This is a genomic window from Mesorhizobium sp. WSM3866, from assembly GCF_002294795.1.
Classification (GTDB): domain Bacteria; phylum Pseudomonadota; class Alphaproteobacteria; order Rhizobiales; family Rhizobiaceae; genus Mesorhizobium.
The window spans coordinates 23,410-38,355 of the sequence record NZ_NSGC01000024.1 but is presented as its reverse complement, the minus strand read 5'-3'; the positions used below and the strand labels follow the sequence as shown (position 1 = coordinate 38,355).

The window sequence follows — 14,946 nt, the reverse complement described above, 5'->3', positions numbered from 1 at the left end:
AAAGGCGCATTAATCCTGGTTAACAATTTGGTAATTATATCTTAGGTGGCTAATATGACCGAAAGGATGACAACCTTAAGTTGCCATCACAGGAATTCTGCTCCTCAAAGCTGCGCGCGAGCATATCTCGACCTTAGAGCGAGATTTGCGGTTTGAAGCAAACGGCGCCACAGTTCTGAGAAAAACATTGACCTCGGCTGCCGTGCCCCCACCCAACCACTGCAGCCGGGGTTCCTTTTTTGGCCGGCAATCGCAGTCTTGTCGGGCCGACAAGTCAATCTTCGCGCGGCCTATCTCCACAACATCAAAGCGTCGCGCCTCGGAAATACGTACGCCTACCGGTACTAGCGTTTCAGGTTAGGCCTGACTGTCTCGACTCCTTCACGCGTGGTGGTGTCCGGCAATTCGCCGGGACCGTCCGGATTCCGTGTCGGGTTTTCGCGCGTGTCCCTCGGCGGCTTTTGCTTTGGGTTGGGGTCAGACGGATTTGGCTTGCGAGCTTTTTCCCGTTTCGCTGGTTTAGGCATCTACACACTCCCTGCCTGCGCAATTTCGGAGAAACATTGCGGTTCCCGTCAAACAGCAGTTGATCGGTCGCTTTCGGCTGTAGCCGGTGCGGATCGTCCCATAACGTTCAGGTCCAGGCCGAAAGGACCGTCTCCATCTCGACGGTCTCGACCTGTTGCGCGAAGCGCTGATGGTAGACGGTCATCAGGGCATCGTGCGTCGCGTCCGATGAACTGCAAAGCGCATCCGTGACCAGCACCACGCGATATCCGATGTCGATCGCCCCCAGGACGGTTGCAAGCACGCAAACATCGGTTTCGCCTCCCGTGACCACCAGGGTGTCGATGCTGCGCGCGGCAAGTGCCCTCTGCAGTCTGCCCTCCGGCCAGGGCGAATAAACATGCTTGTCGATCACCTGCGCCGGCGGACAGAAGGATGACAGCGGCGGCAGCAACCCGACCATTTCTCGCCCGACATTTTCGATCGTCATCGACGCCCAGCGCTCATAGTAGCGCCTCCAGGTGCCGGCACCCAGGCCAGGCTTTTCAGCCGGCACGAAGCGCGTGAAAAGGGTCTGCTCGGCTTTCCATTCGACGAGGCTGACGATCCTCGGAAGGACGCGGGTGATCCACGGCGTGGCCCATTCCGAAGGTTCCGCGAACAATTTCTGCATGTCGACGCATAGATGCGCGCAGCGCTCGCCCAGAGGACCATAGCTCAAGCCGGAAGCCGACATCGGATTTCCTGTCGGAAGTTCATGTTCGCTCTGGTGAAGAAGTGCCCGACGCGGTCAAAGCTCGACATTTCGTTTCTGAACTTTGGTGAGGCAACGCCTCGCCGTGCAACTCGTTCCCGTCGACCGGAAACTACAGGTGTGGTCGAACGTTCTACCGAGATGGAGACCTCCAGGATTACGTCCCAACCGGCGATCTCGAGTCCCGAGTTTCCGCTGTCTTTGGATACGCCGCCGATGGAGGCGCGGACCGCGGACGCCTTGCCTGAAGGTCCCTGGCAGTACGAACCCAAATGGGACGGGTTTCGCTGCCTGGCCTTCAAAGGCCGCGACGCCGTCGAGCTTCGCGCCAAATCCGGCAAGCCGCTCGGCCGCTACTTTCCCGAACTGACCACGATGCTGCGCGACCTCGCCGCAAGGCAATTCGTCGTGGACGGCGAGATCGTGATCGAGATCGACGGGCGCGTCTCCTTCGACGCGCTGCAGATGCGCCTTCATCCGGCCGAGAGCCGTATCCGCAAGCTGAGCGCGGAATCACCGGCGCGGTTGATCCTGTTCGATGCACTGGCTGCCCCGGGAGGCGAGATGTTGCTCGATTTGCCCTTGCCCGATCGGCGCCGGGCGATCGAGGACTTCGTTGCCAGGGCAGAGAACGCCGGGCTGAAGCTCTCGCCGGCCACAACGAGCCTCGCGACCGCCAGACGATGGTTGCGCGGCGCCAGCCGAGGTGCCACCGATGGCGTGGTCGCCAAGGCACTGGCCGAACCCTATCGCCCGGGCGAGCGAACCATGATCAAGGTCAAGCGGCTGCGCACAGCAGACTGCGTGGTCGGTGGCTTTCGCTACCTGAGCGGCAAGCGCCAGATCGGCTCGCTGCTGCTTGGCCTCTACAACGACCGTGGCCAGCTCGACCATGTCGGCTTCACCTCGACCATCGCCAGTGACGAGCGAGCGGCGCTGACCAAGAGGCTTGAAGCGTTGCGCGGCGGGCTCGGCTTCACCGGCAAGGCACCCGGCGGCCCGAGCCGCTGGAGCACCGAGCGCAGCGGAGAATGGGAGCCGGTGCGGCCCGAATTGGTCGTGGAGGTCCGCTTCGACCATGTCACCGGCGACCGATTCCGGCATGGAACAAGGATGGTGCGCTGGCGGCCCGACAAGGCGCCGCGCCAATGCACGTTCGAACAGATCGCGTAGGACACCTACCAGGGAGAGGCGACGCCACAACGGCCGCCACTTGCTGCAACGGGCGGAACCACCATTCGCCTGAGCGGTTTTCCAACTGAGCGAACCGCGAGCCGGATAGGCTTGCAGCATTGGAGAACGAGATGGACCCGCGTAAAAAGCAACGCACCGCAAATCAGGACGAAACCGAGGCTCCGGCAGTCGAGCAGCAGGACTGGGACGCGCTTGAGGGCGGCCGGATCCTGCCCGACAGCGTCGCCGTCAACGGCGACCCGCAGGACGATGAAGAAGCGGAGGGAACGCTCCCCGAAGAAGACGACGACAATCCCTATCAGGAAAGTGACGAGGCACTCCCGGACGACGAGGAGGAGCGGGTCCTCGCGCGCGATCCCTCCAAGGAAGGAAGCCGGTTCGACGAGGTCTGAGCGGCCGTTCTTGGCGTCAAGCTGACTTGCGTTTGCCTTGCTTCGCGCCTTTCGCGGCGATGCCCTCCTTGGCAAGGCTCTTGCGCAGAACGTCGGCCAGATTGATGACGTTCTCACGCGGTTTCGGCGCCGCCTTGGGCAGCTTCTTGCCTTTGCGCTTGGCCTCGATCATGGCGATCAGCGCGTTTTCGTATGTATCCTCGAATTTCGAAGGATCGAACTTCGTCGCCTTCTTGTCGATCAGCAGGCCGGCGATCTCGAGCAGGTCCGCCTCGTAGTCCTGCTTCTTCAGCCCTTCGAACACCGTCGCCTCCGAAACCATCTCATTGCGGTCCCGCAGCTCGGTGAGAAGCATTCCCTTGCCGAAGGGCTGGATGAGAACCTCGCGGCCGCGCTGGTAGAGGACGACACAGGATCGCGCCGCCACCCGTTTGTTCTTCATGGCCTCCCGAAGGACGTTGAACGCCTCTGCGGAAGCATCTTCCGCCGGGATGAGGTAATAGGGCTTTTCGAGATAGCGCGTGTCGATGTCGGCGACCGGCACGAATTCGCCGATTTCCAGCGTGTGCTCGGAGGTTAGTTTCAGCGCCTTGATCTCCTCGGGCTCGATCTGGATGAAATCCTCCTTGTCGGTCTCGAAGCCCTTGACCTGGTCCTCGGCGTCCACCGGTTCGCCGGTCTCCTCATCCACATAGGCGCTCTTCACCGGCAGGCCGTCCTTCCGGTTCAATATCCTGAAATGGATTTTCGAGGCTTCACTGGTGGCGCCGACGATCTTGACGCCGCATGAAACCGATCCGACCTTCATGAAGCCTTTCCAGATCGCGCGATGCGCAGCCATCGAGCTCACTCCGTCCGGATGCGCTCGGCAGGCGCCGGCGGATCGTCGGTTTTATCGGCATTCGGGCGCGGCGCCTCGTCCGGCAGCTCGTGCCGCTCCGGCTCCCTGACCGGCTCCGGCTTCCAGCTGGGCGCCGGCATCGGCGTGTCGCGATCGGGATCCGGTTGTCTGGGGTCAGGCATCGAAGTTGGTTCCGTTGGTCTCCTGCACAACTCATCGCTGCCGGCATGGTTCCGAAGCGGCAGGCAGCGCTGCGCCTCAGATTTCGAGCAGCGCGTAAGGACGGCCGGTCGGCTTCGCGATATGCATGGCGACGTTGTAGACGCTGGCCCCACCAGGAGTCCGGCCTTCATACGAGCCGCGATGGGCATGGCCATGCACCACGGCGCTTACCTTGAAGCGATCGATGGTTTCGGCCAGCCGCGAGGAGCCGAGGAACGGAAAGATTTCCGGAGGCTCTCCCGCCACGGTCTCCGGGACCGGCGCATAGTGGAGCACCACGAGCGTGCGCTTGGCGCGCACCTGCCGCATAGCATTCTCGAGCCGCATTGCCTCGTTGACGCTTTCGGCCACCATCGCCTTGATGGCCGGCTCACCGAAGGAGCCCAGCATCCTTCGACCGAAGCCGCCGACAAAACCCTTCACGCCGACGAAGCCGACATCGTTCAGTTCGATCGCCTGGCCATCGAGGAGATGGACCCCCGCCTGGCGGAGCGTTGCAGCGATCTGCTCGACGCAACCGGATTCGTAGTCATGGTTGCCGAGAACCGCGACCACGGGAATCGAGCATGCGCGCAGATCCTCGGCCAGAAGTTCCGCCTCACGCGGTTTTCCGAGATTGGTGAGATCGCCTGTAAGGACCAGGACGTCGGCCTGGCGCGATATCTCGCCGAACAGGTCGCGGTACGAGGTCTGGGCATCTTCCTGAACATGCAGGTCGCCCATGGCGGCGACCTTGATCACACCGTTGCCGTTTGATTTCGCTGATGTGGCTGGTTCAGGCATCGCGCATCTCTCCAACGCCGCCGACGCCGGCAAACCCCCATTCCTTGACGTCGATCTCATAGTCGACCTGCGACAGCAGGCGGCCGCGGCAGATCTTCATTTTGGGCGACGGCAGCTGCCGTTGCCGCGCAAGCCGGCCCAGCAGTTCGTCGAGCAGCCAGTCTGGGATGCGGTCCCGCTCGCTGGGATAGATCCACCGGAAGTTGAGGACCTGCATCAGCAGCACTTCCCAATGGACATCGAGATAGGCGAGCAGCCTTGGCCAGTCGATCTGGTCGTGCGCCTTGAGGATGGTGTGGGCGATGTCGGCGCCGTCGTGGCGTCCTCTGTCCTGGATGAAGCATTTCGACCAGATGAGCTCCGTTGGGCCGATGATGCGAACCTGGCTGCCCAGCAGCTCGACTTGGCGGGCATGCTCCAGCCACTGATCCTTGACCTGCATCGTGCCGTTGGCCGAGGCGAAGATAACATCGAAGAAATGCTTGCCCCCGAAGACCTTCCCGAGCCAGCGGTCGTCCCGGATCTCGACCGCATAGCCGATGTCCTTGAAATGCTCGAGTATGCGCGAGCAGTCTCCGGCCTTGCAGAAGATATCCAGATCCTTGGTTTGCCGAACAACACCGGTATAGGCGCTCACCGCGTAGGTCCCGGCGACGAGGAAAGGAATGTCGGTAGCGGCGAGCTCGCGGATCGCATGGGTGTAGAACGCTTCCGCCGCGGCGCTTTTCAGCGTTGGCTCGGCTTTCGCGTCGATCACGGGGAGCGATGCTGGCAGACCCGGCAACTCGTCGTTGGTCATCAACTGCTGCTCCGATTTCGGACCTTTCGATAACAGCCGCGGGCCTCGCTTGTTCCGCTGTCGGAGTTTGCGAAATGGGCCCGGCAACACCGTCCGGAGATCAGGCAAGCCGCGCCGCGCGCGGAGCATTGCCGAAATCGCGTGAAAACAACGACTTGGGCGCGACAGCTTGGCTGGTGCGCTAGTCCTTTTGCTCGCGGTACAAGCGCTCGGTCGCGCGGTCGCTCTCGCGCCGTTCGACTGGGCCTCTGTGACGGCGGGTGAAAAGCACGTAGATGATCGCAATGAGAAGGATCAGCGGACCGCCGGCAACAACGAACAGCCATAAATCGGAGCCGAACATGGCGTTTCCCTTCCTGTCGAAGGTGGTTTCTCCAGCAACCTATCGCTGGTCTTGAGCTAACCGATAAGGGCTGCAAATGTTCCTGTCCAAGGGAGTAGGCGGCCTGCATGGTCAGCCGCCTACGCGCCCGGCGGGATCGCCTTGGCGACCATGTCCGGCCGTTGCGGCACCCTGAGCCAAACGGCCGAAGGAAATCGCAGACGGTAGCCGCCAGTTCGTTTGCCGAGAGCGCCCTCTTGACCAAACCGCAGCAGGAAAGGCCGTTCCGTCCAAGCGACTTGCGGCGAGCAAGAACCTCTGAGGTGGGCTTGTCGTGGAACGCGGCCTTCGGATCACAGTTCCGGCAGACGCCATCTGAAAATCGACAGGCTCGGACTGGAACAAAGCCCTGAGTCGCTTGTTCGGCTCCGGCCCATCGAGCACAGGAGCTGGAAGCCACAGGAGCTTGAAGCCATGAACATGCGGACACTTGTCGCGCCATTGGCCGTCGCTGCGACCTCCCTCGTTTTTCCGGCGGTCGCAGCCGATAACGCGCAAACCTTTGGCGGCCGATAGTAATCGATAGGAGACATCAAAATGCAGACGATCACCGCACTGTTCGACGATTATGACGATGCCGCCGATGCCGTGGGCGAGCTGGAGTCCATGGGCGTACCGCCGAGCGATCTCAGCATCATCGCCAACAATGCCGACGGCCGGCATTCTTCCGCGGCCGCCGAAGATGCAGCCAGTGGAGCCGGGATCGGGGCGGTCGTGGGCGGCGCCGGCGGCTTGGCGACGGGCCTCGGCGCCATAGCAATACCTGGCGTCGGTCCGGTCGTGGCGGCTGGCTGGCTGGCGGCGACAGCCGCGGGCGCGGCCGCGGGCGCAGTTGTCGGTGGAGCGGCCGGCGGCATCATCGGCAGTCTGACCGACGGCGGCGTGTCGGAGGGCGACGCCCATATCTATGCCGAAGGCATTCGCCGGGGCGGCACTCTGGTTACCGCTCGCGTCGAAGATGACCTCGCTCCGCAAGCACAAGCGATCCTCCACGATTCCAGGTCGGTGGACATCGGCGAACGGCGGAACGACTACGAAGCTGGCGGTTGGACCGGATTCGATCCGCGGGCCGGCGATTACCGTCAGCAGAGCAAATAGGAGTCAGCGTGAGACGAGTGCTGTTGCCGCTGATCCTGACAGTGGTTGTGCTGTTGGCATGTTACTGGGCCTTCGCCTATGTCCAGAGTAGCTGGCCGACGGCACCGTTGAAGCGGACACCTGAGCAGAACCAGGGCGGAAACGCACCCCAGGACACGTCTCCCGCCGCCGGCATAAAAAAGGATCCGCAAGGCAGCAACAAAATGCCGGGCAATCAATAGCGGCAGGCGTAAGCAGCGAGCATCAGGCGAGCGAATTGCTTTCCGCCTGATCGCATGGCGCTTCTCTCATCCGCGCTCGACGAATTTGTTGAAACGGCTGGGCAAACCTTCCGCCGTTAGGTCTTGGTGCACGAAGGCAAGTTCGTTCTCATCCAATATGGCGAAGAACTCTTCCCATTCGACGGGCTGCAGATCCTCTTCGTGCTCGCCGAAGTCGACGCGCAGCACCGCCCCCTTGCCTGCAGTCCGCGCGACTGCAGGTCTGCCTTGGCGGGCTTCAATCCAAGCCCGGATCACCTCGTGATTTGTGGTTTTCAGTGGCTCGCTCATGATCAACCCTTCCGGCTAATCGCCAATCCTGGCGCTTTGCTCGTCAGCGAATGAGGATTCAATCCGCGTCCGGCTCGCTCGTTCCCGCGAATTCGCTCCTTGCGAGGCGGTGGCCTGGCTGCGTGGCCAAGGGAACCAACTGCCGCCCTACTGGTTCGGAATGCATTCATTGGAGCCTGGCCATGCCAAATGCAGCCGAAATTTTCGTCGACACTCGGGTTGCTTGGGATGTCGAGGTCATGTTCGGCCTGCCCGGCGATGGCATCAACGGCATCATGAAGGCTTTGCGGAAAAACCGGGACAAAATCTCCTTTGTCCAGGTGCGCCATGAAGAATCTGCCGCATTGATGGCTTGCGCCAGCATCGAACGGGCCGACGAGGTCGAGCGCGTTATTGACGAAGCCTTGATGCCGAAGATGCCGCCCGATTATGCCAAGAATTTCCGCAAGGCGCTGCCGGAGACTCCGGGGCGCGAGCGGATCGAGGAGAACGTCGCGCGGGAGCCGGCCAGGACGATGATGGAAGCCGAGGGATGACGTTGCCGCAGCCGCTTGCGATTCCAACTTCCTGTTGAGGATGCACATGCTCGACCTGTCCCGCGAACGTCGCCGAATGGTCGATGTTCATCTCCGCCGCCGCGGCATTCATGATCGTGAGATCCTGGCAGCGATGCGCGAGGTCCCACGCGAGACTTTCGTGGACCCTGGCTTCGAAGAATTTGCCTACGAGGATGGACCGCTGCCGATTGCCGAGGGCCAAACGATATCGCAGCCCTATATCGTCGCGTTCATGCTGGAAATGGCTGAGATCGGGCCCGGCGATCACGTCCTCGAGGTCGGCACGGGATCTGGCTACGCCGCCGCCGTGATGAGCCGCATCGTCGATCATGTCTACACGATGGAACGGCACGCCGGCCTGGCGGAAACCGCGAGACGGCGCTTCGAGACGCTTGGCTATCGCAACATCGATGTGCGCACCGGCGACGGCACCAAGGGCTGGCCCGAAGCGGCACCGTTCGATGCCATTGTCGTCGCGGCGAGCGGGCCCGGCGCGCCGCTCGCGCTGCAGCAGCAGTTGGATGTCGGCGGCAAGCTGGTCATTCCGGTCGGAGATGACCCTGACGAGCAGCGCCTCCTCAAAGTCACCCGCACGGGCGCTTCCACCTACAGCGAGGAAGATTTCGGTGCCGTGCGCTTTGTCCCTTTGATCGGCGAAGAAGGCTGGCAGGAGGACAACCGCATCCGATCCAGCCGTGTCTCCCCGCTCTTGCCAGCGCGCAGTCTTCCGCAGATGATTGCCGCAGCGGCCGAACCGCTTCCGGAGTTCGATGATCCCGCCTTTGTGGAGGCCTTCGATCGCTTTGCCGACCGGCGGATCGTGCTTCTCGGGGAAGCGAGCCACGGTACATCCGAATTCTATCGGGCGCGGGCTTGGATCACCAGAAGACTGATCGAGAAACATGGCTTCACGATCGTCGCCGCTGAAGCCGACTGGCCCGACGCCGCGGCGATCGACCGCTATGTGCGCCACCGCCCACCTTCGCCGCGCGCCGACATGCCTTTCCAGCGGTTTCCCACCTGGATGTGGCGCAACGCCGAATTCGCGGCATTCGTGGAGTGGCTGCGTGCGCACAACGAGCAGATCGAAACACCGGCAAGCCAGGCAGGGTTCTACGGCCTCGATATCTACAATATGAGAGGCTCGATCGCGGCGGTTTTGGAATATCTCGACCGCATCGATCCGGAGGCGGCAAGCATTGCCCGCGAACGCTACGGCTGCCTGACGCCGTGGCAGCACGAACCCGCCACCTATGGCCGGGCGGCGCTAACCCGAGGCTACCGGGAATGCGAGGAGGCGGTGCTGCGGCAGTGCCGGGACATGCTGTCGCGTCAGCTCGATCACGCCGGCCAGGACGGCGACGAATTGTTCGACGCCGCGCAGAACGCCCGGCTCATTGCCTCCGCCGAGCACTACTATCGCGTGATGTACTATGGCGGCGCGCAATCCTGGAACCTGCGACACGCACATGTTCGACACGCTGCAACATGTTATCGAAGCGCGTTCTCCCGATGCCAAGGCCGTGGTCTGGGCGCACAACTCCCATATCGGCGACGCCCGCTTCACGGAGATGGGAATCGTCAGGGACGAAGTGAACATCGGTCAGCTCTGTCGCCAGCGGTTCGGCGACGACGTAGCCCTCATCGGCTTCGGCACGCATGCCGGGACGGTCGCTGCCGCCAGGCATTGGGACGGCGAAATGGAAATCATGTCCGTGCGGCCTTCGCGCGAGGACAGCTACGAGCGGCTTTGCCACGACGCCGGCACCGCCCGTTTCCTGCTCGACCTTGGAGCCGATCCAGCCCTTCATGAACGGCTGACCGAACGTCGGCTGGAACGGTTCATCGGAGTGATCTATCGACCGGAAACGGAACTGCACAGCCACTATGCCGACGCCTCGCTTGCGCGGCAATTCGATGCCTTCGTCTGGTTCGATGAAACTACCGCCGTGACGCCGCTCGGGCTGGAGCATGTGACGCGCGGTGTCCCCGACACCTACCCCTTCGGGGTGTAGGTGATGGACGGATGCATTCGACATCGCGCTATGCGGAACCTTCGGCGCACAGGTGATGCGGCGAGCGAAGACTACTATTCTTTCACATAGGTACCAGACCGGCGGCCGCCTTTGGGCGCTTTTGCATCCTTGGATTGCTTGGGGACCGATGGGCCCGCTCCGGAAGTCTTTTCCGTCGCAGGACGAGGCGTCGCCCGTCCCGGAGGGTTTTGCCCTTCCGACTGATGTGTCTTATCTTCCACCTCGCCCTGTCTGCGGGTGAGCCCAAAGCGATCGTGAGGCTTTTCGTTGCCGGCCGCAGCCTGCGAAAACCGGTCTGAGGGATCCGGATCGGTGTTGGCCGGGTACTTCCTGGCGCCGGTCTCGCGGCGGTTCTCGTCATTGCCCATGACACTCTCCGGGTTGATCTGAGGGATAACCAGATCGTCGGAAGAGCGTTCCCCGACCTGGCCGATAAGGGACGCGGGCAATCGGCTCCATCAGTCCGATGGAACAAACACGCCATCGCCCAATTAGGCAAACAGAGTTCGGAGGCCAAGCGCGGTCCGGTTGCGCCCGATCCGACAGTCGGCGCGGCTTCGGCTCCAAACACGAACAAGCCGGGCGGCTAGCAGCGGACGAAAGGATTTCTGATGCCCCGGATCGTTGCAGTGATCGCGATCGTGGTGATTTTGTTGATAACCGTTTGGGCCTGGATCGGCCGAGAGCCCGAGCGCCCGAGCGGCGGGAGCCAGCAGCCAGCGCCCCACGCGATCGACCAGAACGGCTGAAGCAGGGCCTTTCGATCGGCGACTTGCCGTTCTCACCGCATCGCCGTCTTCGCCGCATTGCGGTCTCGCGCGCCCTGCATGGACCTATCGCTCCGCGGATCGATCAACGTCCGAGCAAAGCCGGCGGCTGTCGCAACAGCCGCGATAGCGAGCAGGTTGAGACGCAGTCAGTGTATGAAGCGGCTTCTCAGCCAGGCAAAAATGCGATTGCCTGTGACAATTCTCCGGACGCGTCCAGCAGCCCAACTGGCCTGCATGGTTGCGCCGGTGTGGCAGCTGCAGACGACTTCATGCAACTGCCAATCGGAGAGTTCAAAGAAGCGTTTGGCTTCCCCATAGGTATCGGACTGCAGGCCCGAGGCCCTCAGCAGCGGGTCTTCGAACGCAACCGTCAGCGGGGATCCAGCCGCCCGCGCCTCTTCCCGCATGCCTGGATAGAGATACTCGGTGCCGGTGAGCGCGGCGAGACAGCGCAACGGATTCCGCTCGAGCAGTTCTGCCCACCTCTCTATCTTTTCAGTCCTTGTCGTGAGCGGCACCAGCGGATTGATATCAGCGACTGCGTGCAGTTGGTCGAGCGTTTGGTGTTTCATGATAGGCTCCCGTCCATACTTGGCTGACCGGCTTGTCCTGGCGGGGTCGGCAGGCCCGCGTCTGAGGTGCGGGCCGATCAGTGTTTCCCACCGATCTCCGGCAGGCGCCAAAAAAGCGGCGCCTGCAAATCATCGAACTGACAGTCGTCCCCAAAGTTCCGGATGAACACGGAATTCATTTGGAATGAGGTTCCGCAGTGCAGGACTGCACGGCGTTTCAGTTGCGAGCCCAGGCTGGACTAAGATGCAGGCGCATTGTCGAATATCTCATATCCAGTGATAGGAACGGGAGCATGGTCCTTTCTCAGGCCCCCGCGGTCCTCATTCCGCTGCCGCCTTCTTCCGTTTCGCCTCGTCGAAGTCGATTGACAGCACGATCTTTCCGTTGGCGTCGCGAACCCGGACGGCCCAGCCCTGCTGCCCACCTTCGGCGGCCGTGTCGTCAAGCAAATCAATCGCCGAACGCAGCGCCTCGTCGTGCACGGCCTCCAGGTTCGGGAATTCCACGCCCTTGAGCTGCCGCACGCCATCATTGTCGCGATATTCGAATGTGAAGGGGCTGTCCGGCTTGGCGGGCTCGCTGAAGTCGCGGCTGCTCTGCTGCTCGGACCGGTTTTCCATGGTCTCGAAAACCGCGCACGGCACCATCATCTCTTTGGCGCGATCGATAAGAGCGGTCGCCGTACGTGGGCCGTGGATCGGATCCAGCCATTGTGACGGCAATCTTTTCGCCGCCCTCACCGAGAAATTCGACTGTCACCACGCCTTCCGACCTGGAAAGTATGTGGGTCTCCAGAACCTGCATCGGTGCCTCGTCATCTTAGATAACGAAGGTAAAAGCTGCCCAACAGGAAATGTTCCGGCCGCGCTCAGCGATTGATAGTTCCCCCTTCCCGGAAACGAGTTCCCGCACAGCAGCGTTTCTAGTTCGCGTTCAAGATCCCGTGGGAACACCGACGCCGGACAGATGTTTGGTAGCGAAGGAGCTGTCCGATGACCTCACCGAGCAAGCGAACACCCGCCGAGGGTCGAGGCGAAATGCAGATGGGCTTTACCCGGGACAAGACGCCCGGATTCGACCCTTCTGCCGCCCCGCAGGAAACCGATGCAGAGGCGGGAGGGTCGACGAGTTCCGCCCATCGCGTCGCATCAGATGAACCGAAATTCACCAATCAGGCGAGCTTCGCCAACGCCATGCAGCGCCCCGAGAACGCGCCCGGCCTTCAGCCGAGCAGGAACGGGCCGGTGCTGGTGATTGCGGCGCTCGTGGTTCTGGCGGGCGCCGCTTTCCTGCTTGCCGCCCGGCTGGGTTGATGGATGCCGGCTCGCCGAGGAAGTGGCGCTCCAACCCGGAACGCCCGATGCAAGGTCTGATAGCTAGGGAGTATGTGCATGCCCATGTTGAAAAAGCTTCTTCGCCATCTTTGGCGACGGAAAATCCAGCCGGCGGCCAATCCATCCCCAGTCGATGCGATCGTGCGGCTGTTGCGTGAAAGCGAGGAACGCAACGGATAGATTTTTGGATCGTGCCCGGTGCGCCCCGGCGCGCGAAATCCTCGAGCTCGTGCTCTTCTGCCACGGACGGTGTTTTAGCCCGCGCTGAGCGTTACCCGAATTCCTCCTCGGCGAAGGCGCCAAGCCTCCAGCCTTGTTTGCCTGTCGCTCACCGCACAGACAACTGCTATGCCGACTTGCGCCCCCGTGCAGAATTCTTCGTCTTTTTTCGTTTCGGCGCTCCCCTGGACTTCGGGGATTTGGGTTTTGCCCCGGCCTCCGCGCCGAGGCTCTTTTTCAGCGCATCGAACAAATTGACCACATTGGACGGCTTGGGTTCCGCCTTGGCTTTCGGCGCCTTCCTGCCGGCCTTTTTGGCGCGAACCAGTTCCAGCAGTGCCTCCTGATATCGATCTCGGAACTCGGTGGGATCGAACTTGCCCTTCTGCTTATCGATGATGTGCTCAGCCAACCCGATCATCTCGCTGTCGGGCTTTCCCGACTTGATCTCGGCGAAGACGCCGGCGGGCTCGCGCACGGTGTCGCCATAACGCAGGGTGGTCAGCATCATGCCCTTGCCGCGTGATTCGACCACCACCGGGCGTTCCCTCTGATAGAGCACGATGCGAGCGAGCCCGGCCATCTGCTTTTCGGCCAGCGCGTCGCGGATCACCGCAAAGGCCTCTTCCGAGACCTTGTCGGCGGGCGTCACGTAGTAGGGCGCGTCGAGATAGATCTGCTCGATCGACGATTTGTAGACGAAGCCGTCGAGATTGAGCGTGTGCGAAGACTCGATCTGCACCGCCTCGATGTCTTCCTCTTCGATGAAGATGAATTCGTCCTTGCCGACTTCGTAGCCCCTGACCTCGTCGTCTTTGTCCAGCGGCTTGCCGCTCTCGGCATCGACATAGACGCGCCGGACCCTGTTGCCGGTCTTGCGATTGAGCACGTGGAAGGAAACCTTCTCGGCATGGGTCACGACGTTCGTCAATTCGACGGCGCAGGTGACCAGCGACAGTTTGAGATAACCGCTCCAGGCGGGACGCGGCGCCATGGCGATCTCCTTGGCGACAGGAATGCAGCCGGAACGGCGAACGCACCGCTTCGGTTCCGACGTCGCAGGCCGGCGCATCGCGTCGGCTTCAGCCGGCTGAACCGCGAAGCAGCGCTGAACTTCCCGGCGGGAGAAGCAACGGGAGCTTCCGACAAGGGCTTGGCCCGACATAGTCGAGTTGCAGACATTTCGTTCGAAACGTCCGTGCCTCGCGGGATCATTCGGAACAATGGGCCTTCGGGCAAGTTGGATACGGCTCCAACGGCGAATTGATCTGGGACGACCGTGGCGACGCGGAAGATCGACAAGGACAGGCGTGAGCGCACCTCGAATGCGGCGCGCGAACTGCTTGAGACGGAACGACTGGCGCGCCAGGCAAAGACGGCGCGACTACGCGAGCAGCGTTTGGCCGCGGCACCGGCGGCAAAGTCGCCTCCTCCCGCAGCCAGGCCGGGCCGGACGCCCAAGAAGCGAAAAATCATAGATATCAGCTAGCGCCTGGCTCCGTTCGGCGCTGCCGCTTTAGGGCGGCCGGAAATCGATGACGCGTCCAGCCAGCTTCTCTCATTCCTTGGCCGCTGGCTCTCCAGGCCCAATCTCGGTCTCATCTAATATGTGCTCGTGAATGATGCCGAGGATTTGCAGCCTGACCGCCTCACGCGCCTCCGGCTGGATGAACGGCATGAGGAGATCGACCTTCTCCTTGACCCGCCGGGGCAGATGAGCGCTGGGATCGGTCAGCTGGCTGCCATGCTCATAGAGGTTGTCGGTAAGTTTCTTATCCAGATCGGAAAAATGCCCATGGCTGTCGCTCCACATTGACGGCGGAACAGCCGTGCCCCGAATTGGTTCCGTCTCGCCGAGCCTCGTTTGCCGCGCGTTGCCGAATCCCAAGAATTCGAACGGAACAATCGCACTCTGCGCATGTTCGGCCGGACCA

General features: G+C 62.0%; 17 protein-coding genes and 2 pseudogenes. 7 read left to right on the top strand and 12 right to left on the bottom strand.

Features of this window, described 5'->3' with window-relative positions:
• Positions 1-634 precede the first annotated feature (634 nt).
• Complete coding sequence (locus CK222_RS29835) at positions 635-1,243, bottom strand: cysteine hydrolase family protein (protein WP_067320655.1); 609 nt, start codon at positions 1,241-1,243, stop codon at positions 635-637.
• A gap of 159 nt (positions 1,244-1,402) precedes the next feature.
• Here CK222_RS29835 and CK222_RS29830 point away from each other — a divergent pair, with 159 nt between their 5' ends.
• Both CK222_RS29830 and CK222_RS29825 read left to right on the top strand, forming a co-directional pair.
• Positions 1,403-2,434, top strand: coding sequence for an ATP-dependent DNA ligase (locus CK222_RS29830; protein ID WP_095802779.1), 1,032 nt, complete (start codon positions 1,403-1,405; stop codon positions 2,432-2,434).
• Between the two features lie 131 nt (positions 2,435-2,565).
• A complete protein-coding gene (locus tag CK222_RS29825) occupies positions 2,566-2,847 on the top strand; it encodes a hypothetical protein (RefSeq protein WP_066992031.1) in 282 nt (93 codons plus the stop codon).
• Between the two features lie 16 nt (positions 2,848-2,863).
• Here CK222_RS29825 and CK222_RS29820 read toward each other — a convergent pair whose 3' ends face one another.
• The 5 genes from CK222_RS29820 to CK222_RS32595 all read right to left on the bottom strand — a co-directional run bounded on the left by CK222_RS29820 (position 2,864) and on the right by CK222_RS32595 (position 5,835).
• Positions 2,864-3,688, bottom strand: a complete 825-nt coding sequence (locus CK222_RS29820; protein ID WP_095802778.1) for a Ku protein — start codon at positions 3,686-3,688, stop codon at positions 2,864-2,866.
• A gap of 5 nt (positions 3,689-3,693) precedes the next feature.
• On the bottom strand, positions 3,694-3,870 hold the full coding sequence (locus tag CK222_RS32600; protein ID WP_095802777.1) for a hypothetical protein: 177 nt from the start codon (positions 3,868-3,870) through the stop codon (positions 3,694-3,696).
• Positions 3,871-3,946: 76 nt separating this feature from the next.
• On the bottom strand, positions 3,947-4,693 hold the full coding sequence (locus tag CK222_RS29810) for a metallophosphoesterase (RefSeq protein ID WP_095802776.1): 747 nt from the start codon (positions 4,691-4,693) through the stop codon (positions 3,947-3,949).
• Entirely contained in the window at positions 4,686-5,492 is an 807-nt protein-coding gene (locus CK222_RS29805; protein WP_095802775.1) for a nucleotidyltransferase, read from the bottom strand. The genes CK222_RS29810 and CK222_RS29805 overlap by 8 nt, the downstream gene beginning before the upstream one ends.
• 181 nt (positions 5,493-5,673) lie before the next feature.
• Positions 5,674-5,835, bottom strand: coding sequence for a hypothetical protein (locus CK222_RS32595; RefSeq protein WP_082953723.1), 162 nt, complete (start codon positions 5,833-5,835; stop codon positions 5,674-5,676).
• Between the two features lie 576 nt (positions 5,836-6,411).
• On the opposite strand from CK222_RS32595, the gene CK222_RS29795 reads away from it, so the two are divergent.
• Both CK222_RS29795 and CK222_RS29790 read left to right on the top strand, forming a co-directional pair.
• Positions 6,412-6,972, top strand: coding sequence for a hypothetical protein (locus CK222_RS29795; RefSeq protein WP_067320640.1), 561 nt, complete (start codon positions 6,412-6,414; stop codon positions 6,970-6,972).
• A gap of 8 nt (positions 6,973-6,980) precedes the next feature.
• On the top strand, positions 6,981-7,193 hold the full coding sequence (locus tag CK222_RS29790; protein ID WP_082953722.1) for a hypothetical protein: 213 nt from the start codon (positions 6,981-6,983) through the stop codon (positions 7,191-7,193).
• Positions 7,194-7,259: 66 nt separating this feature from the next.
• On the opposite strand, the gene CK222_RS29785 is transcribed toward CK222_RS29790, so the two are convergent.
• Positions 7,260-7,523: a hypothetical protein gene (locus tag CK222_RS29785; RefSeq protein WP_095802790.1), complete on the bottom strand. Its 264-nt coding sequence runs from the start codon at positions 7,521-7,523 to the stop codon at positions 7,260-7,262.
• A gap of 182 nt (positions 7,524-7,705) precedes the next feature.
• On the opposite strand from CK222_RS29785, the pseudogene CK222_RS29780 reads away from it, so the two are divergent.
• Positions 7,706-7,882: pseudogene (locus tag CK222_RS29780) on the top strand (thiamine pyrophosphate-binding protein); the annotation flags it as partial.
• Positions 7,883-8,099: 217 nt separating this feature from the next.
• Positions 8,100-10,095, top strand: a pseudogene (locus CK222_RS29775) (protein-L-isoaspartate(D-aspartate) O-methyltransferase).
• 74 nt (positions 10,096-10,169) lie between these two features.
• Here CK222_RS29775 and CK222_RS29770 read toward each other — a convergent pair.
• The 3 genes from CK222_RS29770 to CK222_RS29760 form a co-directional block, all read right to left on the bottom strand.
• Complete coding sequence (locus CK222_RS29770; protein WP_095802789.1) at positions 10,170-10,484, bottom strand: hypothetical protein; 315 nt, start codon at positions 10,482-10,484, stop codon at positions 10,170-10,172.
• 548 nt (positions 10,485-11,032) lie between these two features.
• On the bottom strand, positions 11,033-11,458 hold the full coding sequence (locus CK222_RS29765) for a hypothetical protein (protein WP_067320635.1): 426 nt from the start codon (positions 11,456-11,458) through the stop codon (positions 11,033-11,035).
• 321 nt (positions 11,459-11,779) lie between these two features.
• Positions 11,780-12,181: a hypothetical protein gene (locus CK222_RS29760; RefSeq protein ID WP_176477784.1), complete on the bottom strand. Its 402-nt coding sequence runs from the start codon at positions 12,179-12,181 to the stop codon at positions 11,780-11,782.
• 270 nt (positions 12,182-12,451) lie between these two features.
• Here CK222_RS29760 and CK222_RS29755 point away from each other — a divergent pair, with 270 nt between their 5' ends.
• Positions 12,452-12,772, top strand: coding sequence for a hypothetical protein (locus CK222_RS29755; RefSeq protein ID WP_095802773.1), 321 nt, complete (start codon positions 12,452-12,454; stop codon positions 12,770-12,772).
• A 367-nt stretch (positions 12,773-13,139) separates the two neighbouring features.
• On the opposite strand, the gene CK222_RS29750 is transcribed toward CK222_RS29755, so the two are convergent.
• On the bottom strand, positions 13,140-14,006 hold the full coding sequence (locus tag CK222_RS29750) for a Ku protein (protein ID WP_067320778.1): 867 nt from the start codon (positions 14,004-14,006) through the stop codon (positions 13,140-13,142).
• A 564-nt stretch (positions 14,007-14,570) separates the two neighbouring features.
• On the bottom strand, positions 14,571-14,825 hold the full coding sequence (locus CK222_RS29740; protein WP_095802772.1) for a hypothetical protein: 255 nt from the start codon (positions 14,823-14,825) through the stop codon (positions 14,571-14,573).
• Between the last annotated feature and the right edge of the window lie 121 nt (positions 14,826-14,946).